At 66.0% G+C, this 25,364-nt stretch carries 30 protein-coding genes and 2 pseudogenes; 17 read left to right on the top strand and 15 right to left on the bottom strand.

Annotation, left to right across the window (positions count from 1 at the left end; genetic code table 11):
* From narJ to GBRO_RS18380, 6 genes are all read right to left on the bottom strand, one after another.
* Entirely contained in the window at positions 1-666 is a 666-nt protein-coding gene (gene narJ / locus GBRO_RS18405; protein WP_012835392.1) for a nitrate reductase molybdenum cofactor assembly chaperone, read from the bottom strand.
* Positions 663-2,327, bottom strand: a complete 1,665-nt coding sequence (gene narH / locus GBRO_RS18400) for a nitrate reductase subunit beta (RefSeq protein WP_012835391.1) — start codon at positions 2,325-2,327, stop codon at positions 663-665. Before narH ends, narJ begins: the two co-directional genes overlap by 4 nt.
* The gene (locus tag GBRO_RS18395) at positions 2,327-6,031 is read right to left on the bottom strand and encodes a nitrate reductase subunit alpha (RefSeq protein ID WP_012835390.1); all 3,705 of its coding nucleotides are present in this window, start codon (positions 6,029-6,031) and stop codon (positions 2,327-2,329) included. Before GBRO_RS18395 ends, narH begins: the two co-directional genes overlap by 1 nt.
* A 102-nt stretch (positions 6,032-6,133) precedes the next feature.
* On the bottom strand, positions 6,134-6,469 hold the full coding sequence (locus GBRO_RS18390) for a cupin domain-containing protein (protein WP_012835389.1): 336 nt from the start codon (positions 6,467-6,469) through the stop codon (positions 6,134-6,136).
* 48 nt (positions 6,470-6,517) lie between these two features.
* Entirely contained in the window at positions 6,518-7,525 is a 1,008-nt protein-coding gene (locus GBRO_RS18385; protein ID WP_012835388.1) for a PQQ-dependent sugar dehydrogenase, read from the bottom strand.
* An 87-nt stretch (positions 7,526-7,612) separates the two neighbouring features.
* On the bottom strand, positions 7,613-8,374 hold the full coding sequence (locus GBRO_RS18380; protein WP_012835387.1) for a DUF2127 domain-containing protein: 762 nt from the start codon (positions 8,372-8,374) through the stop codon (positions 7,613-7,615).
* Between the two features lie 84 nt (positions 8,375-8,458).
* Between GBRO_RS18380 and GBRO_RS18375 the strand changes: the two genes are divergently transcribed.
* The gene (locus GBRO_RS18375) at positions 8,459-9,148 is read left to right on the top strand and encodes an EthD domain-containing protein (protein WP_012835386.1); all 690 of its coding nucleotides are present in this window, start codon (positions 8,459-8,461) and stop codon (positions 9,146-9,148) included.
* Here GBRO_RS18375 and GBRO_RS24800 read toward each other — a convergent pair.
* Positions 9,112-9,969 carry a class I SAM-dependent methyltransferase gene (locus GBRO_RS24800; protein ID WP_012835385.1) on the bottom strand — a complete coding sequence of 286 codons (858 nt, stop codon included), beginning with the start codon at positions 9,967-9,969 and terminating at the stop codon, positions 9,112-9,114. The two genes, GBRO_RS18375 and GBRO_RS24800, sit on opposite strands and share 37 nt — an antisense overlap.
* A 54-nt stretch (positions 9,970-10,023) precedes the next feature.
* Here GBRO_RS24800 and GBRO_RS18365 point away from each other — a divergent pair, with 54 nt between their 5' ends.
* The 10 genes from GBRO_RS18365 to map all read left to right on the top strand — a co-directional run bounded on the left by GBRO_RS18365 (position 10,024) and on the right by map (position 16,545).
* Positions 10,024-10,674 carry a TetR family transcriptional regulator gene (locus GBRO_RS18365; RefSeq protein ID WP_012835384.1) on the top strand — a complete coding sequence of 217 codons (651 nt, stop codon included), beginning with the start codon at positions 10,024-10,026 and terminating at the stop codon, positions 10,672-10,674.
* A gap of 274 nt (positions 10,675-10,948) precedes the next feature.
* Positions 10,949-11,347: a 30S ribosomal protein S8 gene (rpsH, locus tag GBRO_RS18360; RefSeq protein WP_004023571.1), complete on the top strand. Its 399-nt coding sequence runs from the start codon at positions 10,949-10,951 to the stop codon at positions 11,345-11,347.
* A gap of 17 nt (positions 11,348-11,364) precedes the next feature.
* On the top strand, positions 11,365-11,901 hold the full coding sequence (gene rplF / locus GBRO_RS18355; protein WP_012835383.1) for a 50S ribosomal protein L6: 537 nt from the start codon (positions 11,365-11,367) through the stop codon (positions 11,899-11,901).
* 3 nt (positions 11,902-11,904) lie between these two features.
* Positions 11,905-12,309 carry a 50S ribosomal protein L18 gene (rplR, locus tag GBRO_RS18350; protein ID WP_012835382.1) on the top strand — a complete coding sequence of 135 codons (405 nt, stop codon included), beginning with the start codon at positions 11,905-11,907 and terminating at the stop codon, positions 12,307-12,309.
* 46 nt (positions 12,310-12,355) lie between these two features.
* A complete protein-coding gene (rpsE, locus tag GBRO_RS18345) occupies positions 12,356-13,003 on the top strand; it encodes a 30S ribosomal protein S5 (RefSeq protein WP_012835381.1) in 648 nt (215 codons plus the stop codon).
* Between the two features lie 5 nt (positions 13,004-13,008).
* A complete protein-coding gene (gene rpmD / locus GBRO_RS18340; RefSeq protein ID WP_012835380.1) occupies positions 13,009-13,191 on the top strand; it encodes a 50S ribosomal protein L30 in 183 nt (60 codons plus the stop codon).
* On the top strand, positions 13,191-13,631 hold the full coding sequence (gene rplO / locus GBRO_RS18335) for a 50S ribosomal protein L15 (protein ID WP_012835379.1): 441 nt from the start codon (positions 13,191-13,193) through the stop codon (positions 13,629-13,631). Before rpmD ends, rplO begins: the two co-directional genes overlap by 1 nt.
* 203 nt (positions 13,632-13,834) lie before the next feature.
* Entirely contained in the window at positions 13,835-15,160 is a 1,326-nt protein-coding gene (gene secY / locus GBRO_RS18330; protein ID WP_012835378.1) for a preprotein translocase subunit SecY, read from the top strand.
* On the top strand, positions 15,157-15,711 hold the full coding sequence (locus tag GBRO_RS18325) for an adenylate kinase (RefSeq protein WP_012835377.1): 555 nt from the start codon (positions 15,157-15,159) through the stop codon (positions 15,709-15,711). The genes secY and GBRO_RS18325 overlap by 4 nt, the downstream gene beginning before the upstream one ends.
* A gap of 21 nt (positions 15,712-15,732) precedes the next feature.
* A complete protein-coding gene (gene map / locus GBRO_RS18320) occupies positions 15,733-16,545 on the top strand; it encodes a type I methionyl aminopeptidase (RefSeq protein WP_012835376.1) in 813 nt (270 codons plus the stop codon).
* 86 nt (positions 16,546-16,631) lie between these two features.
* Here the strand turns inward: map and GBRO_RS18315 are convergent.
* From GBRO_RS18315 to dtd, 3 genes and pseudogenes are all read right to left on the bottom strand, one after another.
* Positions 16,632-17,918: pseudogene (locus GBRO_RS18315) on the bottom strand (acetamidase/formamidase family protein).
* A gap of 195 nt (positions 17,919-18,113) precedes the next feature.
* Positions 18,114-18,953 carry a formate dehydrogenase accessory sulfurtransferase FdhD gene (fdhD, locus tag GBRO_RS18310; RefSeq protein ID WP_012835375.1) on the bottom strand — a complete coding sequence of 280 codons (840 nt, stop codon included), beginning with the start codon at positions 18,951-18,953 and terminating at the stop codon, positions 18,114-18,116.
* Between the two features lie 13 nt (positions 18,954-18,966).
* A complete protein-coding gene (gene dtd / locus GBRO_RS18305; protein ID WP_012835374.1) occupies positions 18,967-19,404 on the bottom strand; it encodes a D-aminoacyl-tRNA deacylase in 438 nt (145 codons plus the stop codon).
* A 264-nt stretch (positions 19,405-19,668) separates the two neighbouring features.
* On the opposite strand from dtd, the gene GBRO_RS18300 reads away from it, so the two are divergent.
* Entirely contained in the window at positions 19,669-20,514 is an 846-nt protein-coding gene (locus GBRO_RS18300) for an LLM class F420-dependent oxidoreductase (RefSeq protein WP_012835373.1), read from the top strand.
* A gap of 50 nt (positions 20,515-20,564) precedes the next feature.
* Here the strand turns inward: GBRO_RS18300 and GBRO_RS18295 are convergent, their stop codons facing one another.
* From GBRO_RS18295 to GBRO_RS26380, 5 genes and pseudogenes are all read right to left on the bottom strand, one after another.
* Positions 20,565-21,278: an SIMPL domain-containing protein gene (locus tag GBRO_RS18295; RefSeq protein WP_012835372.1), complete on the bottom strand. Its 714-nt coding sequence runs from the start codon at positions 21,276-21,278 to the stop codon at positions 20,565-20,567.
* Positions 21,275-21,664 carry a phage holin family protein gene (locus GBRO_RS18290; protein WP_041919973.1) on the bottom strand — a complete coding sequence of 130 codons (390 nt, stop codon included), beginning with the start codon at positions 21,662-21,664 and terminating at the stop codon, positions 21,275-21,277. Before GBRO_RS18290 ends, GBRO_RS18295 begins: the two co-directional genes overlap by 4 nt.
* Before the next feature lie 47 nt (positions 21,665-21,711).
* The gene (locus GBRO_RS26390) at positions 21,712-22,407 is read right to left on the bottom strand and encodes a variant leucine-rich repeat-containing protein (RefSeq protein ID WP_012835370.1); all 696 of its coding nucleotides are present in this window, start codon (positions 22,405-22,407) and stop codon (positions 21,712-21,714) included.
* A gap of 118 nt (positions 22,408-22,525) precedes the next feature.
* Positions 22,526-22,777: pseudogene (locus GBRO_RS27565) on the bottom strand (iron chaperone); the annotation flags it as partial.
* A 66-nt stretch (positions 22,778-22,843) separates the two neighbouring features.
* Positions 22,844-23,020: a hypothetical protein gene (locus GBRO_RS26380; RefSeq protein ID WP_012835369.1), complete on the bottom strand. Its 177-nt coding sequence runs from the start codon at positions 23,018-23,020 to the stop codon at positions 22,844-22,846.
* A gap of 283 nt (positions 23,021-23,303) precedes the next feature.
* Here GBRO_RS26380 and infA point away from each other — a divergent pair, with 283 nt between their 5' ends.
* The 5 genes from infA (at position 23,304) to rpsD (ending at position 25,316) form a co-directional block, all read left to right on the top strand.
* Positions 23,304-23,525, top strand: coding sequence for a translation initiation factor IF-1 (gene infA / locus GBRO_RS18275; RefSeq protein ID WP_005170487.1), 222 nt, complete (start codon positions 23,304-23,306; stop codon positions 23,523-23,525).
* A gap of 78 nt (positions 23,526-23,603) precedes the next feature.
* Entirely contained in the window at positions 23,604-23,717 is a 114-nt protein-coding gene (rpmJ, locus tag GBRO_RS18270; protein ID WP_005207978.1) for a 50S ribosomal protein L36, read from the top strand.
* A 194-nt stretch (positions 23,718-23,911) separates the two neighbouring features.
* Positions 23,912-24,280 carry a 30S ribosomal protein S13 gene (gene rpsM, locus GBRO_RS18265; protein WP_006338093.1) on the top strand — a complete coding sequence of 123 codons (369 nt, stop codon included), beginning with the start codon at positions 23,912-23,914 and terminating at the stop codon, positions 24,278-24,280.
* A complete protein-coding gene (rpsK, locus tag GBRO_RS18260) occupies positions 24,280-24,687 on the top strand; it encodes a 30S ribosomal protein S11 (RefSeq protein WP_012835367.1) in 408 nt (135 codons plus the stop codon). Before rpsM ends, rpsK begins: the two co-directional genes overlap by 1 nt.
* 23 nt (positions 24,688-24,710) lie before the next feature.
* Positions 24,711-25,316, top strand: coding sequence for a 30S ribosomal protein S4 (rpsD, locus tag GBRO_RS18255; protein ID WP_012835366.1), 606 nt, complete (start codon positions 24,711-24,713; stop codon positions 25,314-25,316).
* The last annotated feature ends 48 nt before the right edge of the window (positions 25,317-25,364 follow it).

Genomic DNA, 25,364 nt, shown 5'->3' with positions numbered 1-25,364 from the left:
TCACCTCACCGTCGTGCCCGTTGTCGTCAGCGGCAGCAGTCGCGGATCGTAGGGTTCGAGCCCGACGTTCTCGGTCGGTACCGGCGACTCCCGCATGGCGGCGACCGCACGCCGGTCGGCCGGTGATTCGCCGGGGAGGGTGGCGCACACGGCCACCAGCACGTCGGCATACGGTGAGCCCCGTTCGACCAGCGACAATCGCAGCAACTCCAGCGCCGGACGGAAGTCCTGCAGCAGTGCGCCGCCGGCGTCGGGGTCCACCCGGGCCGCGAACTCCAGAACGATCGGCAGGTGATCGGGCAACTCGCCATGCAGGTCGACGAGGAACCCGCTGTCGCGGTAGTGCTGTTTGAACTCGCCGAGTACCGTCCCGCGGCGTCGGGTGTCCCCGGCCGTCCAATACGACAGGTACAGCGTGTGTTTGCGGGACAGATCGAAGGTGTCGGTGTAGTCCTGCCGCAACGTATCCGGCTCACTCGCATCCAGGTGTGCGACGAAGCCACGCAGGAGTTCGATCGCGGGTGTGCGGCGTTGCTGACGTAACGCGTCGTCGAGAAGTCCGGTCCTCGAGAGTATCTCGTCATCGGGATAGGTGAGACACCACGACGCCACCTGGCGGATCACCGACGTGGCGGTGCCGTCGCCGCGGTTGCGCCGCCCGATCACCGCTCGCCCGTCCGGTCGGGGAAAAGGCCTGCGGGAGTTCCATTTCCGTCCCAGTTGAGCAGGTTGGTGCGTCCGGCGAGGCTCTCAGAACCGGCCGCTGTGTCGGTGGTCTGCCGCTGACGCAGCGCGTGAAAGGTCTCCACGGACACCGGCGCCGGCCGTCCGCTCGCCTCGCCGAAGGCCGACGAGTCGAACATGCCCGGCCCCTCGTCGTAGTCGAGGGCGCACCCGATCTCCTCGAGTTCGTGGGCCTGTTCGACGTGGGCGGTCGGGATCACGTACCGCTCATCGTATTTCGCCAGCGCCATCAGGCGGTACATCTCGTAGATCTGCTGTTCGGACAGTCCGACCGAGGCGGGGATGGACGCGTCGGTCTCTCGCCCAAGCGTGACATCCCGCATGTAGGAGCGCATCGCGGCCAGCGTGTGCAGCACCCGGCTGATCGTTGCGGTGTCACCGGCGGTGAACAATTCGGCGAGGTACTCCAACGGAATCCGCAGAGAATCGATGGCGCCGAACAGGTTTCCGCGATCCTCCCCGTCGTGGCCCTGCTTGGCAAGCAGATCGACGATCGGCGAAAGTGGTGGGACGTACCAGACCATCGGCATGGTGCGGTACTCGGGATGCAGGGGCAGTGCCACCCGATACTTCTTGGCCAGCGCGTAGACCGGGGACCGCCGGGCGGCGGTCAGCCAGTCGTCGGGGATGCCCTGCTCGCGGGCGGCAGCGATGACCTCGGGGTCCTCGGGATCGAGCATCAGGTCGAGTTGGGCCTCGTAGAGGTCCTTGTCGTCGGGGGTGGCCGCCGCCGCGGTGACCGCGTCGGCGTCGTAGAGGAACAAGCCGAGGTAGCGCAGGCGCCCGACGCAGGTCTCCGAGCACACCGTGGGCAGCCCCACCTCGACGCGGGGATAACAGAACGTGCACTTCTCGGCCTTACCCGATTTGTGATTGAAATAGATCTTCTTGTACGGGCATCCGGTGATGCACTGACGCCATCCGCGGCACCGATCCTGATCGACGAGGACGATGCCGTCCTCGGCACGCTTGTAGATGGCACCCGACGGGCACGACGCCATACACGACGGATTGAGGCAGTGCTCGCAGATCCGCGGCAGGTAGAACATGAAGGTCTGCTCGAAGCTGAACTTGATGGCGTCCTCGGATTCGCGGCGCAGCTTCTCGACCACTGGATCGAGTCCACCCATTTCCGGTGCGCCACCGAGATTGTCGTCCCAGTTGGCCGACCATGCCACCTTGGTGTCCTCGCCGGTGATCAGCGATTTGGGGCGTGCGACGGGAAAGTCGTCGCCCAGGGGCGCATCCACCAGCGTCTGATAGTCGTAGGTCCAGGGCTCGTAATAGTCGTCGAGGGTCGGCTGGACCGGAGAGGCGAAGAGCGTCAACAACTTCTGCAGACGTCCGCCGGTGCGCAGCCGCAGTTTGCCCTTCTTGTTGAGCGTCCAGCCGCCGCGCCAGGTCTCCTGGTCTTCGTAGCGGCGCGGATATCCCTGTCCGGGACGGGTTTCCACATTGTTGAACCACACGTACTCGGTGCCGGCGCGGTTGGTCCACGCCTGCTTGCAGGTGACCGAACACGTGTGACATCCGATGCACTTGTCGAGGTTCATGACCATGCCCATCTGGGCCATGACACGCATCAGTAGGTCACCTCCTGGCTGCGTTTACGGATTGTGGACACGATGTCGCGCTGATTGCCGGCCGGCCCGAGATAGTTGAAGGCATAAGACAACTGGGCGTAACCGCCGATGAGGTGGCTGGGTTTGACCAGCAGCCGCGTCGCCGAATTGTGGATGCCGCCACGACGACCGGTCGCCTCCGACTTGGGGACGTCGATGGTGCGTTCCTGGGCGTGATGGACGTAGCAGACCCCGGCGGGCATGCGGTGGGAGACGATGGCCCGGCACACCACGACGCCGTTGGCGTTGACACATTCGATCCAGTCGTTGTCGGCGACATCGATCGAGGCGGCATCCTGCGGTGACAGCCACGCCGTCGGGCCGCCACGTGACAGCGACAGCATGAACAGGTTGTCCTGATACTCGGAGTGGATGGACCACTTCGAGTGCGGCGTCAGGTACCGCACCGTGATTTCCCGCTCCCCGGTGGGACCGAGACGGGGTTCGCCGAACAGCCGATGCATGTCCAGCGGAGGCCGGTAGATGGGCAGCGATTCGCCGATGTCGATCATCCAGTCGTGATCGAGGTAGAAGTGCATTCGTCCGGTGAGGGTGTGAAAAGGCTTGAGCCGCTCGATGTTCACCGTAAACGGTGCATACCGGCGTCCGCCGGTCTCCGATCCCGACCACTCGGGGGAGGTGATCACCGGGACCGGCGCCTGCTGGGTGTCGGCGAAGCGGATGTGCTTCTCCTCCGAACCGCGTGCCAGGTCGTCGAGCAGGAATCCGACACGCTGCTGCAGCGTCTGGAAACCCTGGACCGCCAATTCGCCGTTGGTGGTGCCGGAGAAGGTGAGGATGGCTTCGGCTAGTTTGGCGTCGGTGTCGATGGCCGGCCGGCCGTCGGCGGCTCCGCCGAGCATGACGCCGTTGGCCTGGGCGAGTCGCTCTGTGGCGCCGGACAATTCGTAGGTGACGTTCTTCACAGTGAAGCCCAGTGAATCGGCCAGCGGCCCGACGGCGGCCAGTTTGTCGGCGATGGTGGTGTAGTCCCGTTCGACGATGCTGAACATCGGCGTGTTGCGTCCGGGTACCGCCGCGACATCGGCGCGCGACCAATCATGAACCCGTCCATGGGGTTGCGCGGTCTCACCGGGTGTGTCGTGCTGTAGTGGGACGCTCACCAGATCGTGACGCACCCCGAGATGCGTGCGCGCGAGGTCGGACAACTTGCCGGCCAGTAGGTGGAACAGGTCGAAGTCGGTCTTGGCCTCCCACGGCGGGTCGATCGCCGGCGAGAACGCATGCACAAACGGATGCATGTCGGTGGAGGAGAGGTCGTGCTTCTCATACCAGGTGGCCGCTGGGAAGACGACGTCGGAGAGCAGCGTCGTCGACGTCATGCGGAAGTCCGCGGACATCAGGAAGTCGAGTTTGCCCTCGGGTGCCTGCTCGTGCCAGACGATCTCACGTGGGCGCGGTGTGTCGGGTTTCTCGGTACCCAACACGTTGTGGTGGGTACCGAGGAGATGTCGCAGGAAGTACTCGTTGCCTTTCGCCGAGGACCCCATCAGATTGGAGCGCCACAGCACCAAGGTGCGGGGCCAGTTCTCCGGCGCGTCGACATCGGTGATGGCCGGCGTGAGTGTCCCGTCGGAAAGCCGTTGGGTCACATAGCTCGCCGCGTCGGTGGCCGCTCCGGAATCGATGGCCGCACGGGCCTGCTCGGCGACGTCGAGCGGGTTGAGCGAGAACTGCGGATAGAACGGCATCCACCCCAGTCGCGCCGACTGCGCGATGGCGTCGGCGGTGTGTTCGTGGTCGAGCACACCACGCGACAGCGGTGAGGCGAGCGAGGCGCTCGAGTAGCCGTCGTTGCGCCACTGATCGGTGTGCATGTACCAATAGGACGTCCCGGTCATGGTTCGTGGCGGGCGCGTCCAGTCCAAGGCGTTGGCCAGCGAGATCCATCCGGTGATCGGCCGGCACTTCTCTTGTCCCACATAGTGGGCCCAGCCGCCCCCGTTGCGGCCCATGCAACCGGTGAGGATGAGCAGCGTCAGGATGGCGCGGTAGGTCGCATCGCCGTGGAACCACTGGCAGATGCCGGCGCCCATGATGATCATCGACCTGCCCTCGGATTCGTCTGCATTGGAGGCGAATTCGCGGGCGATTCGGATCGCCGCGTCGGCCGGGACGCCGGTGATCTCGGCCTGCCAGGCCGGCGTGTACGGACTGGTGACGTCGTCGTAGTCACGCGGCCAGTCGCCGGGGAGGCCCACGCGCGCGACGCCGTACTGGGCCAGCATGAGGTCGTAGACGGTGGTCACCAGGTGGCCGCCGACGCGTCGTGCCGGTACGCCGCGTCGCAGCACCGAACCACTGCCGTCGGGTGCGTCGAAGGCGGGGAAGTAGACGACGACCGGCTCGGCGTGATCGCCGGCCGCGCTCAGCGCCGGTGTCACGCCCTCGAGATCCAGATTCCACCGTCCGACACCGGATTCCGCGTACCGGAAGCCCATGGATCCGTTGGGAACCACCGGTTGCGCGGTCTGCTCGTCGAGCACCACCGTCTTCCAGACGTCCTCGGGCGCCGACGCGTCGAGGGCACCGAGTTCGTCGGCGGTGACGAATTTGCCCGGTACGCAACCGTCCTCGTGCTCATCGAGGTGGATCAGGAACGGCAGGTCGGTGAACCGCCGGACGTAGTCGTCGAAGAACTCGGTGCGCCCCCGCACGAAGAACTCGGTGAGGATGACGTGCCCCATCGCCATCGCGAGCGCGGCGTCGGTACCCGCCGCAGCCGGCAGCCACTCGTCGGCGAACTTGGTGTTGTCGGCGTAGTCGGGGCTGACCGTGACGACCTTGGTACCGCGGTAGCGGACCTCGGCCATCCAGTGGGCATCCGGGGTGCGGGTGACGGGGATGTTGGAACCCCACATCATCAGGTAGGTGGCATCCCACCAGTCCCCGGACTCGGGAACATCGGTCTGATCGCCGAAGACCTGCGGGCTGGCCACCGGGAGATCGGCGTACCAGTCGTAGAACGAGGTCATCACCCCGCCGATCAACTGGATGAACCGGGTGCCGACGCAGTGGCTCACCATCGACATCGCCGGGATCGGCGAGAACCCGGCGCACCGATCGGGTCCGTAGGTCTTGATGGTGTGGACATGCGCGGCGGCCGCGATCTCGATGGCCTCGTCCCAGGTGACCCGCACCAATCCGCCCTTGCCGCGGGCCTGCTGGTATGCCCGGCGCCGGACCGGGTCGCCCACCACGTCGGCCCAGGCGAGCACCGGGTCGCCGACGCGGGCCTTGGCGGCGCGATACATCTCGACGAGAACCCCACGGGCGTACGGGTGGCGTACGCGGGTGGGGGAGTAGGTGTACCAGGAGAAGGCGGCGCCACGCGGACATCCCCGCGGCTCGTACTCGGGACGGTCGGCACCGACGGACGGGTAGTCGGTCTCCTGGGTCTCCCAGGTGATGATGCCGTCCTTGACATAGACCTTCCACGAACACGATCCGGTGCAGTTCACGCCGTGTGTGGACCGGACCACCTTGTCGTGGCTCCACCGGTCGCGATAGAAGACGTCGCCCGCACGGCCGCCATCGCGGAACACCGCACGGCCGTCATCACTTTCGTCCCACCGGGTGAAGAATCTGCCGATGTCGAGGAGGGCCTTCGCCGCGTTGCCGTCAACTCCAGGTGATCGGCCCATGGCTCGACTATACGATCACGCACGGTGGCGTGTCCGCCGATTGGGCGAGTGTTGTCCTGCCGGTGACCCGCCGTTGGCCCCGTTACTTGTTGTTGACCTACCTCACCATCCGTCTTTCACGACGGTGAGAAGTACGGCGGAATCGTGTTGCGCCGAAAGCTCGTGTCGCTCAAGGGGAACCGAGAGCACATCGCCATCGATGCCGACCGCCGACTGGTCCCCGGCGGTCAATGTGACATGACCGCGCAGAACATGGAGGGTAGCCTCACCTGGCCCCTGGTGTTCGGCCAGAACCGAACCCGCGGTCAGCGCGATGACGGTCTGCCGAAGCTTGTTGTGTGAATTGCCGTGCAGCGTATGGGCGGCGCGGCCGCTACGGGCGGAGTGGGCCGTGCTCAGCAGTTCGTCGACCAGAGCGGGCAGAGAAGTCGAGTCCATGTGTTCACTCTGCCACTCCGGTCGCGAGTTCTCGCGTTGTTGACGGGGTCAGGTGGCGGGTACGCGGAGGATGCGGTCATCGCCGGCGATCGGGCTGCCGCGCCCATCGGTGTTACTGGTCGAAACCCACAGCGAGCCGTCGGGGGCATGGGCCACCGCACGCAGCCGGCCGAGGGTGCGGGTGAAACGCGCGGTGGGGGTGCCCACGGTGTCCCCGTTCAGCGGCACACTCCACAGCCGTTGACCCCGTAGTGCGGCGACATGGGCGCGGCCACCGGCGATCGCCAGGCCGGCGGGGGAGGCCTCGGCGGTGGACCACGTGACCTTCGGTGCGACGAGGCGGGGATCGTCGGAGTCGCCTTCGGCCTGCGGCCACCCGTAATTGCCGCCGGCGACGATGAGGTTCAGTTCGTCGCGGCCGTTCTGCCCGAATTCGGTGGCCCACAGACGTCCCGCGCCATCGAAGGCGAGTCCCTCGACATTTCGATGACCGTAGGAGTACACCTCGTTGCCGAACGGGTTGTCGCGCCACGGCCGCCCCTCGCGATCGACACGCAAGATCTTGCCGTTGCGCGCCCGGACGTCCTGTGCCACATCGGGTTCGGCTGCATCGCCGACCGCCACGAACAGGCTGCCATCCGCGCCGAAGACCAGGGCGCCGCCGTGATGATTGGTTGCGGTGTCGAGTCCGGTCAGGAGTGGACGCGGGGGCCCGAGGCGCCGACCGTCGAAATCCATCCGAACCAGCCGATTGTCGGAAGCGGTTGTGTAGTAGGCGAACACGGTGCTCTCGTCGCCGGGTGCGAGCGCGATGCCCTGTAATCCGCCTTCGCCGCGCGGGGCCGCGTCGTCGACGCCGCCGACGGTTCGGACGGTCCCGTCGGGGCTGACACGGACGATGGTGGCGTCGTCGCGCTGGGAGATCAGGGCGTCGCCGCCGGCGAGAAAAACGATGGCCCACGGCACATTCAACCCGCCGGTCACGGTGGTGACGCCGGGCGGCGGCGTCGACGGTGGCGCAGCCTGCTCGGCGTCCGTCGAGCAGCCGGCCACCATGCCCAGCCGGCGACGGCGCCCGCGGTGAGGAAAGCGCGACGATTGATGCTCACCCTTCCAGGGTGCCCGAAGTCGGCCCGAGGCCCGTCAGTTCGGTCCGTACACCGCGGCACGTTCGACGGTCAGCAGACTCTCGGCGTGATGTTCGGCGTGGTAGGCGTCGCCGCCACCGCGCACCCCGAACAGTCGCTTGCTCCAGATCAGCCACACCACCGCCGCAAGATTCACGGCGAGCAGCAGAATCCGCACCACCGTCACGCGTTCGGTGAGTTCATAGATCTCGATCGGCAGGAACAGGGTGGTGACGATGACCGCGAAGTATTCACCCCAGCGCCGCATGAACCACAGGCCACCCGCTTCGATGAATTGGCTTGCAGCGTAAGCGATCAGCGCGGTGCCCACCCAGACGATGGTGGTGCTGGACAGCGAAAAGGACCGTTCGATCCACTCGACGACCTTGGAATCGTCGATGTTCCAGCCGATCTGGTCGGCGAGCGGACGCAGCAGCGGCATCTCGGACTCGAACTTCGTGCGGATCGACTCCTGCCTGTGGCGCAGCGAGATCACGATGATCCTGGCGGCGAGGAGGAATAGCCCGCGCACGGCGCGTTCGGCCGCGAGCAGCCGCATGATGACGAGGTCACGCAGCAGTGCGCCGCGCGGCACCTCGGGTGCGTGGTCGGCCGGGCCGCTGCGACGCGGCTCGCCGGGGACGAAGGTTCCGCACCGCAGGCACCGCCACGATTCGCCGGCCGGCGTGTCGACGTGCAGCCGGGCGGCCAGCGCGGCTTCGTCGGGCGCGTAGGTCTCGTGTCCGCGCAATCCGCAGGACAGCAGTTCCCAGTTCACGCAGACAGCGTAAGTGCCGATACTTCCCGTGGTAGGTCGATCATCTGACCGCGCGAGGCCGGTGGTGCCGGATACTCTGCGCGAATGTCCACCAAGATCATCGCGGCGCTCTGGGACTCCGAGGTCGACCTCACCTCCGACACGGTGGCGGCCGCCCTCGCCGATGCGGGAGCAAGCCGAGTGCAGGTAAACGTCTCCGACGGTGCGGTCGCCGGCGCGATGCGGATCAGCCACCTCGACCCGCCCATCGAGGCCGTGGTCGGTGTCTGGTCCGATCGGGTCGAGGACGTCGTCAGTGCACTGGCCGCGATGGCCGGGCGGGTGGCCGCCTGGCGGGTCACCGAACGCGCACCGCTCGATCCGCGGCTCCCGGCCGACGGCACGCGGATCGACGCGCTGGCCAACATCGCCTTTCTGCGCCGGCCGGCGGACCTGTCCCGCGAGGAGTGGCTGCGGATCTGGCTCGAGGAGCACACCACAGTGGCAATCGAGACCCAGGCGACCTTCGGCTACTACCAGAACGTCGTCGAAGCACCACTCACACCGGATGCCCCGCACGTCGACGCCATCGTCGAAGAGCTGTTCCCGATGGCTGCGATCACCGACATACATGCCTTCTATGGCAGCGGGGGAGATCAGGCAGAACTCGAGAGCCGGATGACACGCATGCTCGACAGCGTGCAACGGTTCGGGGCAGACAAGAACCTCGACGTCATCCCGACGTCACGGTACGCCCGTCAGGCCCGTTCCGGGGCGCGCCCGCTCGCCACGTGAGCGCACATGGGGATGTCCAGGGAACCGTCGGGGTTCCGGTACTGCTCGGTCAGTGAGGCGATCGTTGAGCGCAGTGCCGAATCCTGCTCCGCGGAGAATCCTCGGCGCGCAGCTGCCAGGGGCGGAGCCAGGGCGAGGACCATGTCGACGTGCTCGGCGTCATCCCGGTAGTGACGCACCCCGCGGTGGGTCTCGACCGACACAGAGGAGAACCCCGCGGCGGCGAACAGGTCCCGCAGGATGTCGGGATCGGGCAGCGAGAAGGGTTCACCAGGGCCCACCGGCGGCCCACCCGCGACGAGGCCCTGGGTCATCGCGGCCATCCCGACGCTGGTGAGCCACGGATTCTCGGTGAGCGGACCCCAGACGGTGGTGACGAAACGACCGCCGGGGCGTAACACGCATCTGATGCTCTGCAGGGCGCGGTCGGGCTGCGGTGACATCATCAAACCCATGCGAAACACGACCACGTCGGCACTGTCGTCAGCGAGCGGTAGGTCGGTGACATCGACACCGCCGCGGACCGACGTATTGGTCAGGTCCGCCAATCGGGCGGTCTGGACCCTGGTCATCGCCGGAGCGATATCGGTGGCCAGCAGATGGCCGTCGGGGCCGATGTCCGCTGCTAGGAGACGGGCGAACTCTCCACTGCCGGAACCGAGTTCGAGTACATCGAGGCCCGCCAGCGGCGGCAGGGCGGCGCAGATCAGGGCGCTCAGGTCGGCCTCGATGCGCTCGATGGTGGGACCGTACCGCGCCCACCCGTCGGCGGCCACGTCCCACAGTGCCGCTGCTGTATTCGCTGTGATGTTCGTGTCCATCTCAACACCTCGATACGCTTCGGATGTATTCAATACAGTTGGAGTGTATTCGTGATGGGTGAGGATGTCCAGACCGGTCGTGTCTATCGCTCGACCCGTCGCGCAGAACAGGCCCGGGTCACTCGCATGCAGATCCTCGGCGCCGCCCACGATCTGTTCGTCTCGCGCGGATATGCCCGGACGACGATCGTCGACATCGCCACGGCGGCAGGGGTTTCCAAAGAAAGCGTGTATGCGATCTTCAAGAACAAGGCGACCGTGCTCGCGCGGGTGTGGGACATCACCATCGGTGGCGACGACGAGGACGTGGTGTTCCACGAGCGGCCGATGATCGCCGAGATACGCCGCGAAACCGACCTCGCACGCAGACTCGACATGCAGGCACGTATGGCCACCGCGGTCGCGCGCCGCATCGCGCCGCTCGTCCTCGCGGTCCGCGGAGCAGCAGCCTCCGAACCCGCTGCGGCCGACATGCTCGCGGAGATGGATCGGCAACGCTACGTGGGAATCGGCCACATGGCCCGTGAGGCGGCCGCAACCGGCCGGCTGGCAATCAGCGAATCCGAGTGCCACGACCTGATGTGGGCGACCAGCGACCCGACGCTGTGGCAGCGGCTCGTGGCGGAGCGCGGCTGGTCCGATGAACGGTATGCCGCCTACCTCGCATGTATGTGGAAAGCGGCGTTGCTGGTCGGGCCGGACTGACGGCGATGACGGCGACGTGGTTGGGCTGATGCGGCCGATTTGGGTCTGTGCTGGGAATTCTCTACACTAGACCGGTTGCCTGTGCACCTCAGGTGCCGCAGGCCGCTCAAGTACACAACTGAATAGTCTCCGGTGCCGGCGAAAAGCCAAGGGCATCGGCGGCGAGAACCTAAGCACAACTATCCACTTCGTAGAAGGCCCACCGCAGGTCAGGGAGATTTCTCCCTCGTCGGCGCTGTATGGGAACCGCTACGAGAAAGGTTGACGGTCAACCATGACCATGACTGATCCGATCGCAGACTTCTTGACACGTCTGCGCAACGCCAACTCGGCGTACCACGACGAGGTGACACTCCCGTCGTCGAAGATCAAGGTGAACATCGCCGAGATCCTCAAGCGCGAGGGCTACATCACCGACTACCGCACCGAAGACGCGGAGGTCGGCAAGAACCTCGTCGTTTCCCTCAAGTACGGCCCCAGCCGTGAGCGCTCCATCGCCGGACTGCGCCGCGTCTCCAAGCCGGGCCTGCGGGTCTATGCAAAGTCCACCAATCTGCCCAAGGTGCTCGGCGGCCTCGGCGTGGCGATCATCTCCACGTCCTCGGGTCTGCTGACCGATCGTCAGGCAGCCAACCAGGGCGTGGGCGGCGAAGTCCTCGCCTACGTCTGGTGAGGGAGGGGTAACAAGACATGTCGCGTATCGGTAAGAACCCCATCGAGATCCCTTCCGGTGTCGACGTCACCGTCGACGGCCAGAACGTGAAGGTCAAGGGCCCCAAGGGTGAGCTCGCGCTCACCGTGTCCGAGCCCATCACGGTCGCCAAGGAGGACAACTCCATCTTGGTGACCCGCCCCAACGACGAGCGTCGCAGCCGTGCCCTGCACGGACTCTCGCGCTCGCTGATCAACAACCTGGTGGTCGGCGTGACCCAGGGCTACACCACGAAGATGGAAATCTTCGGTGTGGGCTACAGGGTCCAGGCCAAGGGCCGCGATCTCGAGTTCGCGCTCGGATACAGCCATCCCGTGCCGATCGAGGCTCCCGAAGGCATCAGCTTCGCCGTGGAGTCCCCGACCAAGTTCTCGGTCTCGGGTATCGACAAGCAGCAAGTCGGCCAGATCTCGGCGAACATCCGCCGCCTGCGTCGTCCGGATCCCTACAAGGGCAAGGGCATTCGCTACGAGGGTGAGCAGATCCGTCGCAAGGTCGGAAAGACGGGTAAGTAAGCCATGAGTGATACAGCCACCAAAAAAGTCCGCAAGCCGCTCGGCAAGGACGTGTCGACCCGTCGCCGCACCGCGACCGTCAACCGTCACTTCCGGCTGCGCAAGAAGGTCAGCGGAACCCCGGAGCGTCCCCGCCTCGCGGTGAAGCGTTCCAGCCGCCACATCCACGTCCAGCTCATCGACGACCTCGCCGGCAAGACGCTGGCCGCGGCCAGCTCGATCGAGGCCGACGTGCGTGCGGCCGGCGGCGACAAGTCCGCCCAGGCCAAGAAGGTGGGCGAGCTGATCGCGGCCCGCGCCAAGGCTGCCGGCGTCGACGCGGTCGTGTTCGACCGTGGCGGCAAGGACTACCACGGCCGGATCGCCGCGCTCGCCGACGCCGCCCGCGAGGGAGGCTTGCAGTTCTGATGACCATCTACACCAGCAATACCCACATGACCGGAGGGAACCTCTGATGCCCGGACGTCAGCGTGACGGCGGAAACGGACCCGCCGGTAACGACAACAACAACCCCAATGCAGGCGGCAACGACCGTCGCGGTGGTCGCGGACGTCGCGACGACCGTGGTGGCCGCGATCGCGACCAGGACCGCAACCAGCTCGAGCGCGTGGTGACCATCAACCGCGTCTCGAAGGTGGTCAAGGGTGGTCGTCGGTTCTCCTTCACCGCTCTCGTGGTGGTCGGCGACGGTCAGGGCATGGTCGGCGTCGGCTACGGCAAGGCCAAGGAAGTTCCGGCCGCGATCCAGAAGGGCGTCGAAGAGGCTCGCAAGAACTTCTTCCGCGTGCCGCTGATCGCCGGCACCGTGACCCACCCCGTCCAGGGTGAGGCCGCCGCCGGTGTCGTGATGCTCCGCCCGGCCAGCCCCGGTACCGGTGTGATCGCCGGTGGCGCGGTGCGTGCCGTGCTGGAGTGCGCGGGCGTCCACGACGTCCTCGCCAAGAGCCTCGGCAGCGACAACGCGATCAACGTGGTGCACGCCACTGTTGCCGCGCTGAAGATGCTGCAGCGTCCCGAAGAGGTCGCCGCACGTCGTGGTCTGCCGATCGAAGATGTCGCACCGGCCGGTATGCTCCGCGCCCGTGCCGGACAGGGAGTCTGATCACCATGGCAGAGCTGAAGATCACCCAGGTCAAGGGCACCATCGGTACCAAGAAGAACCAGCGTGACAGCCTGCGGACCCTCGGCCTGAAGGGCATCCGCAAGTCGGTCACCCGCGAGGACACCCCGATCAACCGCGGTCTCATCAACGTGGTCCGGCACCTCGTGACAGTCGAAGAGGTTAAGTAATGACCATCAAGCTCCATCACCTTCGTCCCGCTCCGGGCGCGAAGACCGAGAAGACCCGCGTGGGTCGCGGTGAGGGCTCCAAGGGTAAGACCGCCGGTCGCGGCACCAAGGGCACCAAGGCGCGCAAGAACGTGCCCGCCGGCTTCGAGGGCGGCCAGATGCCGATCCACATGCGGCTGCCGAAGCTCAAGGGCTTCACCAACCGCAACCGGGTCGAGTACCAGGTCGTCAACGTCGGCGACATCGCACGTCTCTTCCCGCAGGGTGGCACCATCGGCGTCGACGAGCTCGTCGCCGCCGGTGCAGTGCGCAAGAACCAGCTGGTCAAGGTGCTCGGCGATGGCGACCTGAGCGTCGCGGTCAACGTCACCGCAGACAAGTTCACGGCGTCGGCCAAGGAAAAGATCGCCGCTGCCGGTGGCAGCGTCACCGAACTCTGACGAACGCTCGACCGCCTCATCGGGTGGCAGCCACACCGGCTGCCACCCGACATGGCGGTTTTCGGCGCTGCTGTAGAGTTCAAGCGTTGTCTGCGGCAACAGTTTCTGGGCGCATCCATAGATCACTGTCGATTGCCGAGCACACGGGGGCCGGATCTCTTGATCCGGAAGGCACCTCGCGTGGTCGTTACTAGGAGGAGTTAGTGCTTTCCCCCCTCTTCGCGGCCTTCCGGACGCCCGACTTGAGGAAGAAGATCCTCTTCGTCATCGGCATCATCATCCTGTATCGGCTCGGTGCGACCATCCCGTCTCCGGGAGTCAATTACCAGGCCGTGCGGACGTGTCTGGATGAGGTCTCGCGTGGTGACTCCAGCTCGGTGTACTCGCTGATCAACCTCTTCTCCGGTGGTGCGCTGCTGCAGCTGTCGGTCTTCGCGATCGGCATCATGCCCTACATCACCGCGAGCATCATCGTGCAGCTGCTGACGGTGGTCATCCCGCGGTTCGAGCAACTGCGCAAGGAAGGCCAGTCCGGCCAGGCCAAGATGACGCAGTACACGCGCTACCTCACCGTGGCGCTCGCGTTGCTGCAGTCCACCGGCATCGTCGCCCTCGCCGACCGCGGACAGTTGCTGCCCAGCACCTGCTCGACGAGTAGCGAGGTCCTGGCCAACCAGAACATCTTCGGCCTGTCCATCATCGTGCTGGTGATGACCGCCGGTGCGTGTCTGGTGATGTGGTTCGGCGAGCTGATCACCGAACGCGGCATCGGCAACGGCATGTCGCTGCTGATCTTCGCCGGTATCGCCGCCCGTATCCCCGCCGAGGGACGCACCATCCTCAACAGCCGCGGCGGACTGGTCTTCGCGCTCGTCTGTGTGGCCGCCCTGCTGATCGTGGCCGGTGTGGTCTTCGTGGAGCAGGGTCAGCGTCGCATCCCGGTGCAGTACGCCAAGCGGATGGTCGGGCGCCGGATGTACGGCGGGTCGTCGACCTATCTGCCGCTGAAGGTGAACCAGGCCGGCGTCATCCCGGTGATCTTCGCGTCGTCGCTGCTGTACCTGCCACAGCTCATCGTGGAACTGACCCGCGACCCGGAGAAGGTGTCGTCGTGGCAGACGTGGGTGACCGATCACCTAGCCAACCCCAGCGACTGGGTCTACATCGCCGTCTACTTCGGCATGATCATCTTCTTCACCTACTTCTATGTCGCGGTCACCTTCAACCCGGAGGAGCGCGCCGACGACATGAAGAAGTACGGCGGCTTCATCCCCGGTATCCGTCCGGGGCAACCGACCGCCGACTATCTCGGTTACGTGCTAAGTCGCATCACGCTGCCGGGTTCGATCTACCTCGGTATCATCGCCGTACTGCCGAACCTGTTCCTCGAGATCGGTAACAGCGGTGGTGTGCAGAACCTGCCATTTGGGGGCACGGCCGTCCTGATCATGGTCGGTGTGGGTCTGGACACGATGAAGCAAGTGAACAGTCAACTCATGCAACGCAAGTACGAAGGATTCCTCAAGTGAGACTCGTCATTCTCGGCCCCCCCGGAGCAGGCAAAGGTACCCAGGCGGAACTGCTGAGCGAAGCGCTCGGCATCCCGCACATCTCCACCGGCGATCTGTTCCGCGCGAACATCTCTCAGGGCACCGCCGTCGGTGTCGAGGCAAAGAAGTACCTGGACGCCGGCAATCTGGTGCCCTCGGAGATCACCGTCGACATGGTCCGCGCACGCGTCGGCGAACCCGACGCCGCCAAGGGATTCATCCTCGACGGTTTCCCGCGGTCCACCGAGCAGGCCGACGCGCTCAAGGAGATTCTGGCGTCGCTCGACAGTTCGCTGGACGCGGTGCTGTCCTTCGAGGTCGACACCGACGTCGTGGTCGACCGGATGCTGGCCCGCGGCCGCGCGGACGACACCGAAGAGGTCATCCGTAACCGGATGGCGGTGTACACCAAGGAAACTGCTCCGCTGCTCGCCTACTACGGCGATCAGGTGAAGACCATCGACGCGGTCGGCGACATCCAGGACGTGCATCAGCGCGTGCTGAGCGCCCTCGGCGCCGGGGTTTCCTGACCGGTCACCACGTTGTCTCGCATGGGTTTCCGCAAACGGAAGCGGGTCCCGTTCCGCAGTCCCGGGGAGCTCGACGCGATGGCCGCCGCGGGCGCCGTGGTGGGTGCTGCGCTGGTCGCGGTGCGCGCCGCGGCGAAACCCGGGGTGAGCACACTCGATCTCGACGAAGTGGCCGAGTCGGTCATCCGCGAGGCGAACGCCGTGCCGTCCTTCAAGGGCTATCACGGCTTTCCCGGATCGATCTGCAGTTCGGTCAACGAGGTCGTCGTGCACGGCATCCCATCGTCGGATGTGGTTCTCGCCGAAGGTGACCTGGTCTCCATCGACTGTGGCGCCATTCTCGATGGCTGGCACGGGGATTCGGCGTGGACCTTCGGCGTCGGCGAACTCAGCGAGGCCGATTCCGACCTCTCGGAGGTCACCCGGCTCTCGTTGGAAGCCGGTATCGAGGCGATGGTCGACGGTGCTCGTCTGACCGACATCTCTCATGCCATCGAACTGGGAACCCGCAGTGCCGAGCGGAAATTCGGGCGCAGCTTCGGCATCGTCGACGGCTATGGCGGGCACGGTATCGGCCGTGAGATGCACATGGATCCGTTCCTGGCCAACGAGGGTGAACCCGGACGTGGCCCCTACCTCGTCATCGGGTCGACGCTGGCGATCGAACCGATGCTCACCCTCGGTACCACCGAGACCACCGAGCTCGATGACGGCTGGACGGTCATCACCGACGACGGATCACGTTCGGCGCATTGGGAACACACCGTTGCCGTGACCGCCGACGGTCCGCGGATTCTGACGACCCGGCCGCAGGATCACAACGTCCGGCCATGAGTTCCGTATGACGTTTGGTCCGGTATCGGTCCAAACGTCATACGGAACTGTCCTGGGTGTGTCGGGACTCAGGGCGGTGGGTGCCGTCAGGCGAAGTGCGACTTGTAGATCTGGCCGTGCACCCCGACGGTGCGGTCGACGACCTGTGAGACGCTGAAATCGGCCGCCGCCGACAGGTAGGCGTAGGCGATCGCCCGGTCCATGCCCTGGTCGTGTTCGAGATAGTCGAGCGCATTGACCACTGCCCGCCGCATCGCGACGTCGAGATCGCTGCTCTGCTCGCCGCCACCGGACCCTTCGGGATCCGAGAGACCGATCGGAATCCATGCCTCGGCGGTCTCGGCGAAGGGATAGTGGTAGGCGACGCTCGGGGCGTCGCCAGATCCCTTCTTGCACACCGTGAGTCGGAAGGTTCCGCGAAGCGATCCCTCCATGGCGGTCAAGGCTGCCTCGCCGTCACCCATCGCCATATGGGGGTCGCCGACGTAGAACAGCGCACCAGGTGCGAAGACGGGAAGGTAGAACGTCGACCCGACGCCGAGGTGACGGATGTCGATGTTGCCGCCTCCGAGCGTCGGGGGAATCGAATTCGACACGGCGGCAGTCGGATCAGGGTCGGTGGAGTAGGCGACACCCATCATGCCCATGAAAGGTCGCAGACCGAAACGTGCTGTGCCGGTGGTGCCGACAGGCATCACCCCTTGCCGTCCTCGATCGGTGTGAACACGGAGACGTTGCCGAGTTCGGTAGGGGAGGCGGCATTCTTGTTGTCGGTGGCCACCGGCGGCATGATCTCGGCGGCCGTGATCCCGGCGGGCGGGCCGTCGGCGGTCCGGGCCAGCGCGCCCTTGCCGTGTCGACTCGACACCACACCGTAGGGGACGCGGGGAACAGCGGCCAGGTTTCGATCTTGATCACGTCACCCGGTTCGGCACCCTCGACGAAGACGGGCCCCGTCACGACGCGCGGGCCGTCTTTGGCGAAATTGCGTGGCGTGCGGTTGTATTCGGCGGCGACCGCCTTGACGTCGTCGAGGATCTTGTCCGACGCGACGCCGTGGCTGCCGAACCATGTGTTCGGATCTCGCCCTTGATCTTCGAGGATTCCCTCATGGGATACGGCGTCGATGGTGATGGTCTGACCGGAGCGCATCCGGATGACCGGTGTGCTGTGCACGTTCGGGACATAGCCCACAACCCCTGGTCGGGGACCGATGCGAGGTAGAGATCACCGGGGCGGTCGCCGCTGCCGGGCTGCAGGATCGATCCGTCTCCGAGGGTCAGGGTGGTCGACGAACTGCCGGTTGACCCGGCCCCGTTGTCGGTGGAACAGGCCACGGCCGTTGCGGCGACGCCTGCTCCTGCACCTGCCACCGCGACGGCGCGGAGGAAGTCACGACGACCGAGCCGTTTGATGAAAGCGGCCGCGGTGACGGGGGTGTGGTTGTGGGTGTGCGTCGTGCTCCAGATCGAAAAGGGCGTTATGTAGGACGCCCGTACTCAATCAGCGGCCCGTTTCGCCCGGATTGTCGGTCTGTGAACGTGAGATTTCGCGCCACGTGCTCGGGATCAGGGTGACGCGCCGGCGACGCGCTGCGCGTGGGTGTAGACCACCATCGACTCCCCGCGGGAGAAACCGATCAGCGTGATGCCCTGTTCGTCGGCGAGGTCGGCCGCCAGCGACGACGGCGCCGACACCGCACACAACATCGGGATTCCGGCCATCGACGCCTTCTGCACCAGTTCGAAGCTCGCGCGACCGGAAACCTGAAGGACAGTGCCGCGCAACGGAAGCCGGTCCGCGAGGAGCGCCCACCCGATAACCTTGTCCACCGCGTTGTGCCGGCCGACATCCTCGCGGAGAACGAGCAACTCGCCGGTGCCGACGTCGAAGAGTGCCGCGGCATGCAGGCCGCCGGTCTTGTCGAAGACTTTCTGCCCCGCCCGCAGACGCTCGGGCAACCCGAGGATCCACTCGTCGGAGATCGTGACATCGTCGTCGGCTGTCGTGAAGGCCGACGCCGTGTGAACCGCGTCGATGCTCGACTTCCCGCACACCCCGCACGCGCTGGTCGTGGTGTTCAGGCGGATCGCCGACAACGGGAGCGCCGCGACGCCGGCGGCTGTGGTGACGTCGAGGACGTTGTAGGTGTTCTGACCGTCGGCGTCGGTTCCGGCGCAGTAGCGGGCGGTGGAGAAGTCGGTGGCGCCGGTGATGGCGCCTTCGGCGACCAGGAATCCGGCGGCCAGCTCGACGTCGTGGCCGGGAGTACGCATGGTGACCGTCAGCGTCTGCCCGCCGACCCGGATCTCGAGGGGCTCCTCGACGGCCAGGACATCGGCGCGTTCGACCGGGGAGTGTCCCTGCCGCATGCGGATCACGCGCCGGCGTGCGGTGATGCGTCCCATGTCTCCACGGTAGTCAGACGTCGACGATGATGGTCACCGGCCCGTCGTTGACCAGCGACACCTGCATGTGCGCGCCGAAGGTGCCGGTCGCGACGGTGGCGCCGAGTCGTCGTAGTTCGGTCACCACTGCTTCGACGAGTGGCTCGGCCACCGGACCCGGCGCGGCCGCGTTCCACGACGGGCGACGGCCCTTCGCGGTGTTGGCGTAGAGAGTGAACTGGCTGATCGCCAGGATGGGGGCCGCGACGTCGGCGGCGCTGCGTTCGCCGTCGAGGATGCGCAGACGCCAGATCTTGTCGGCGAGCTTCGCGGCGTGGGCGGTGGTGTCGTCGTGGGTGACTCCGATCAGCGCCACCAATCCCTGTGTTCCGCCGTCCAATTCGAGTTCGCCGACGACGGTCCCGTCGACGGTCACACTTGCCTGACTCACGCGCTGGATCACTGCTCGCATGTGGCCACACGTTAGCGGCGACGACTCGTCACGGTTACATCCATGGGTAAGAAGGCGAGGCGTGGAAAGCAGTCGGCACGCGAGGGGGAGGCTCGGCGTCGTCATCTGCACGTGGTCCGTGAGCACGCCGAGCCCCACGCGCAATCGGTTCCGCCGCAGCTCGAGCCGATCAGGAGGTCGTTACGAATCCGGCGTCGGGACCGGCTGCGCGGACTGGACTGACCGGATCGGAATAGCTGCCGGACGTCCCGGGTTGGCCAGAGCATGACGACATCATCGGAGAAGTCTGCGCACATCCAACGATTCGGTACGCACGGCACGTGGGGCTGGTTCGGTCAGTTCTCCCCTGAGGAGGCCGCCCAGATCGAGGAACTCGGCTACGGCGCGATCTGGCTGGGTGGTTCGCCCAAACATCTGCGGCCCGTCCACAAGGTGCTCGCAGCGACACAGAACATCACTGTGGCCACCGGCATCGTGAACATCTGGAACACCGATGCCGCGACGATCGCCGGCGAGTACGCCGATCTGGAAAATGAGTTCCCGGGTCGCTTCTACCTCGGGATCGGCGCCGGTCATCCGGAGGCCACCGCCGAATACACCAAGCCGTACGACGCGGTGAGCCGCTACCTCGACGTCCTCGACGAGCACGGTGTACCCGCCGAACGCAGGTTGCTCGCCGCGCTCGGCCCGCGCATGCTGCGGCTCTCCGCTGACCGCGCGCTCGGCGCGCACCCCTACCTGACCCCGCCGGCGCATACGAAGATCGCCCGGGAAACCCTCGGCGAGGGGGTCCTGCTGGCACCTGAGCACAAGGTCGTCGTCGATACCGATCCGGCGGCCGCGCGCGCGGTCGGCCGCCCGCCGGTGGATCAGCCGTACCTGCATCTGCGCAACTACACCTCGAACCTGAAGCGACTCGGGTGGACCGACGCCGACATCGAGAACGGCGGCAGCGACGAGCTCATCGACGCGCTGGTGGCACACGGAGATGCGGCCGCGGTTCGACGGCAGGTGGACGAGCATCTTGCTGCCGGCGCCGACCATGTGGCGGTGCAGGTCCTAGGGTCGGAGACTCCCGTCGAGCAACTGGCCGCGATCATCAAGGCGTGACCGCGGGCGTCGACAGCCCTTCTCGACCGCCCGCTCGCCACCCGTTCAGTTCAGTTCAGCGCATAGGTCACGGTGACCGAGAAGGTGAGCCGCTGCTGTCCGGGCTCCAGCGGAACCGGCGACGACGCCACGTCCCGCTGGTAGGGGGCGGGTTGTTCGTCGCCGCTCGTCGTCTCCTTGATGGTGATGACCTGACCGAGTGAGTCGTCGGCGAGGGTGGCGTACTGCTCGGCTCGGGTGCGGGCGTCGGTGAACGCGGCCTCGCGTGCCCGGCTCATCAGGTTCGAGTTGTCGTCGATGGCGAAGCTGACGTTGCTGATGCGAGTGTTGTTGCCGCCGGCGTCGACCGCGGCCTTCAGCACGCCGGAGGCCTTGGGGAGGTCGCGGATGATGACTCGGATCGTGTTGGTGGCCTGATACCCGGTGATCTGACCGGCACTTCCGGGAACCGGCGACGCGTACTGCGGGCTGAGCGTGACCTGCTGGGTCTGGATGTCCGTGCGGGGGACACCGGCGCCGGCGACAGCATCGGTGACCACGCGGACCCTGGTGTTGGCCTCGTCGAGGGCGGCGGACACGTCGGCGCCGGTCGCCTCGATCCCGATGTCGGCGCGCAGCGTGTCGGGCGTGCCGCTCACCGTTCCCGAACCCACCACGGTGACGGTGCGTTGCGCGGTGTCCGAGGCGTCGTCACCACACCCGGTCACCAGCGCCGCGACACCGACCATCGCTGCCACGCCGATGCCGGCGCGACGCACGGTCATCGGACCGGTTCCTTCAGCAGCATGGAGACACCCCAACCAACCAGCGACACGACGATCGCGCCGAGAATCGCCGACCAGAAGAAGTCGTCGACCTCCAGGCCCCAGTGCGTGGTGTTCCGGGTGATCCACGCGGTGATCTCCAGCATGAAAGCGTTGATCACGATGTGGATCAGCCCGAGGGTGAGAATGTAGAACGGGATCGCGAGGATCTGCACGATCGGTTTGATGATCGCGTTGACGACGCCGAAGATCACGGCGACCACCAGGACGATGCCGAGCTTCTCCCAATTGTTGGAACCGCCGACGAAGTCGACACCAGGAACGATGAGCGAGGCGATCCACAGCGCGAAGCCGGTGAATGCCGTCTGAATCACGAACGCCTTCATGGGCATAGTGTGCCAGGGGCGTTCGGATCGGGTCGCGCGCTACGGGTCTACCAGCGTGGCGGCGGACCGGGCGGTATCGAACCGGGAGGTGGCATCCGTCGGGGATCAGGCGCGCCGGGTGGTATGTGAGCCGGTCCGGTGGGGAACGGGCCAGAACTGCCGGGGGCCGAAGGGGATTGGTGCCCGGGGAACTGTTTGACCAGCCCGGGTGGCGTGGTTGCATGGACCGGGCCGGGGCGACCGGTCTGGGGCGCCGCCGGCCCCGGCGCCATCCCGGCCGGTCCACCTCGCGCGGCGAGCGCCTGGTTGACCGCCGGATCGCCAAGTCCGCCCAGGTAATTCAGCAACCCCGGCTCGGTGCTCGGGTTTGCTGCGACGTAGGGCCGCAACGGTGGCGCGTTGTTCACCATGTGCACCAAGGTGTCCGACGGTGTCCGCGGGTCGAGTGCGACCTGGACATCACCAGGTGACGGCTGGGCCGGGCTGCCCCGCCTGCCCGGGCCGCCTGGCCCGGCTGGTCCGCCGGACGCGGCGGACTGCAGGTACGCCACGATCTGGTCGCGCCGGGGCCAGCAGAAGCGGGCGATCGCGCCGATGATCGCCGCGATGATGATCAACACGATCGGAGCGGAGACCTTGAAGCCCTTTCCGCCACCGCCGCGACCCTTGGCGAGGACATCGGTGTCGACCGAATCGGGGGAGAGGGATGTGGGATCGAGGGTGGCCAGCAGCTCCAGCATCATGACGTGAGGTTATGCGGCTGCTGATGTGCGCCATAGCCTCCGAGCAGATGAATCGCACCCTCAACCGGCCGGCGCAACCCCGTCGATCTGGTACGCGGCGGGCGATCACGAGGGCGCGGACGGCGTCGTCGGACAGCGGGTTGGTGGGCTGGAACCGAATGGTGCCCTTGGCCATGTCGAAGCCATCGAGCATGGGTGCGACCGCGTCGACGGCGGCCGGGCTGAACGGGTAGACGCCGATGTGCTTCTTGGCGCGCATCACCGAGAGAAGTGGTTTGCCGTTGTAGATGAGTGCCGGCATCCCGTAACCCTTGCCCTGCTCCGTGCCGGGGACGGCGTCACGCGCGAGCGTGTAGATGCGCTCGATCACCGCCCGGTCATCGGTACCCAACTCGCCCAGATAGTCATCCACGGTGCCTATCACGATCTCCTTCGGTCAGCGTGCGGTGTCACCGAGAATGTCCACCAGCGCGACCCACGAGACACCGACCGGGGCCTTCACGATTCGCTCGATGTTCACCGACATCGCGACGATGATGAGACCCGCGAAGGCTGCGGTGGCGCCGGTCATGGCCACGGTGAAATCGCTCCACGCCTCCAGGGACTCGTGCACAGCAGCAACGTTATGACAGTGGCCGGGTTTGCCGCTCGCTGTTCGGCGGTGAGCCCGTCGTCGGGCGGTTTGGAGTGTTCCCGCAGTTCGCGTAACATGGAACGTCGGTGCGCGTCCCGTGCCGGGTATCCCCGTGGGTTCACGTTGGTTTCCGGCCCGAGCAGCGCCGATGGCGCGACGCAAGCGACGTGCCAACACACTAACGGATAAGCACGGATTCAACCGGGCAACACCGGACGCCGACGTCTGGAATGTCGCGGCGGAAGCCAGGATCGCGGAGGACATGGCGAAGAAAGACGGGGCCATCGAGGTCGAGGGTCGAGTGATCGAACCCCTGCCCAATGCGATGTTTCGCATTGAGTTGGAGAACGGGCACAAGGTTCTCGCTCACATCAGCGGCAAGATGCGGCAGCACTACATCCGCATCCTGCCGGAGGACCGGGTCGTCGTGGAACTCTCGCCCTACGACCTCGGTCGTGGGCGCATCGTTTATCGGTACAAGTAGGACTTCCTCTCCCGAACACGGGTGAGGGCAGCACGGGTGCGGCTTCGTCGTGCCCGGACATCCCAAGGAGAAGCGGACGTGAAGGTTCAGCCGAGCGTCAAGCCGATCTGCGAGAAGTGCAAGGTGATCCGCCGTAACGGTCGGGTCATGGTGATCTGCGAGAACCTGCGCCACAAGCAGCGTCAGGGCTGATCAGCGCTCCACGGATCGCTTGAGACGACAACTGAATAACGACCAGAAGAGCTGATCAGATCTTTGTGAAGCCCTCTTGGCACCAGCGTCGACATACGGGTCGGCGCCCACCTCCGGTTTCAGAGGCCGGAGCCCGGCGAGAGTTCCGGGACGGACCAGGAGCAGACCTCTGAGAAGTAAAGGAAAACCGCCACATGGCACGTGTTGCAGGTGTGGACCTCCCCCGTGAGAAGCGGCTGGAGATCGCACTGACCTACATCTATGGAGTGGGACGTACCACCTCCAAGGAGATCCTCGAGGGGACCGGGCTCAGCCCCGACCTCCGCGCCAAGGATCTCACCGACGCAGACGTCGCGAAGCTGCGTGAGTACATCGAGGCCTCGGTGAAGGTCGAGGGTGACCTGCGCCGCGAGGTGCAGGCCGATATCCGTCGCAAGATCGAGATCGGCTGCTACCAGGGTCTGCGCCACCGTCGTGGCCTGCCCGTCCGTGGCCAGCGCACCAAGACCAATGCCCGCACTCGCAAGGGCCCGAAGAAGACCATCGCCGGGAAGAAGAAGTAATGCCTCCTAAGTCACGTAGCGCAGGCCCCAAGAAGGGCGCACGCCGTCGCGATAAGAAGAACGTCCCGCACGGCACCGCACACATCAAGTCGACGTTCAACAACACCATCGTGTCGATCAGCGACCCCAACGGCAACGTCATCAGCTGGGCGTCGTCGGGTCACGTCGGATTCAAGGGCTCGCGCAAGAGCACCCCGTTCGCGGCTCAGCTCGCGGCCGAGAACGCTGCGCGCAAGGCCCAGGAACACGGCGTCAAGAAGGTCGACGTCTTCGTCAAGGGACCGGGCTCGGGTCGTGAGACCGCGATCCGTTCCCTGCAGGCAGCCGGCCTCGAGGTCGGCACCATTTCCGATGTCACCCCGCAGCCGCACAACGGTTGCCGTCCGCCCAAGCGGCGTCGGGTCTAGCGGGAAAGGGAGGAACTGAACTAATGGCTCGTTATACCGGCCCCGCAACCAAGAAGTCCCGTCGCCTTCGGGTCGACCTCATCGGAGGAGACCAGGCGTTCGAGCGTCGCCCCTACCCGCCCGGCCAGCACGGCCGTTCGCGGATCAAGGAGAGCGAGTACCTGCAGCAGCTGCAGGAGAAGCAGAAGGCCCGCTTCACCTACGGAGTGCTGGAAAAGCAGTTCCGTCGCTACTACGAAGAGGCCAATCGTCGTAACGGCAAGACCGGCGACGAGCTGCTGCGCATCCTCGAGACCCGTCTGGACAACGTCGTGTACCGCGCCGGCCTGGCCCGGACCCGTCGTCAGGCCCGCCAGATGGTCAGCCACGGCCACTTCACCGTCAACGGTGTGAAGGTCGACGTGCCCAGCTACCGCGTCGGCCAGTACGACATCATCGACGTCCGGCCGAAGTCGCTGCAGACCGTCCCGTTCCAGATCGCCAAGGAGATCCAGGGCGATCGTCCGGTTCCGGGCTGGCTGCAGGTGGTTCCGTCGACGCTGCGCATCCTCGTGCACAACGTGCCCGAGCGCGCTCAGATCGACGTGCCGCTGACAGAACAGCTCATCGTCGAGTTCTACTCGAAGTAATCCGCCGAACAGCAACAGCTGTCTCGGTTCACCTCGAGGCCATCAAAT

Origin of the sequence: Gordonia bronchialis DSM 43247, assembly GCF_000024785.1 — a bacterium.
GTDB lineage: Bacteria > Actinomycetota > Actinomycetes > Mycobacteriales > Mycobacteriaceae > Gordonia > Gordonia bronchialis.
This window is presented reverse-complemented; position numbering and strand designations above follow the sequence as displayed.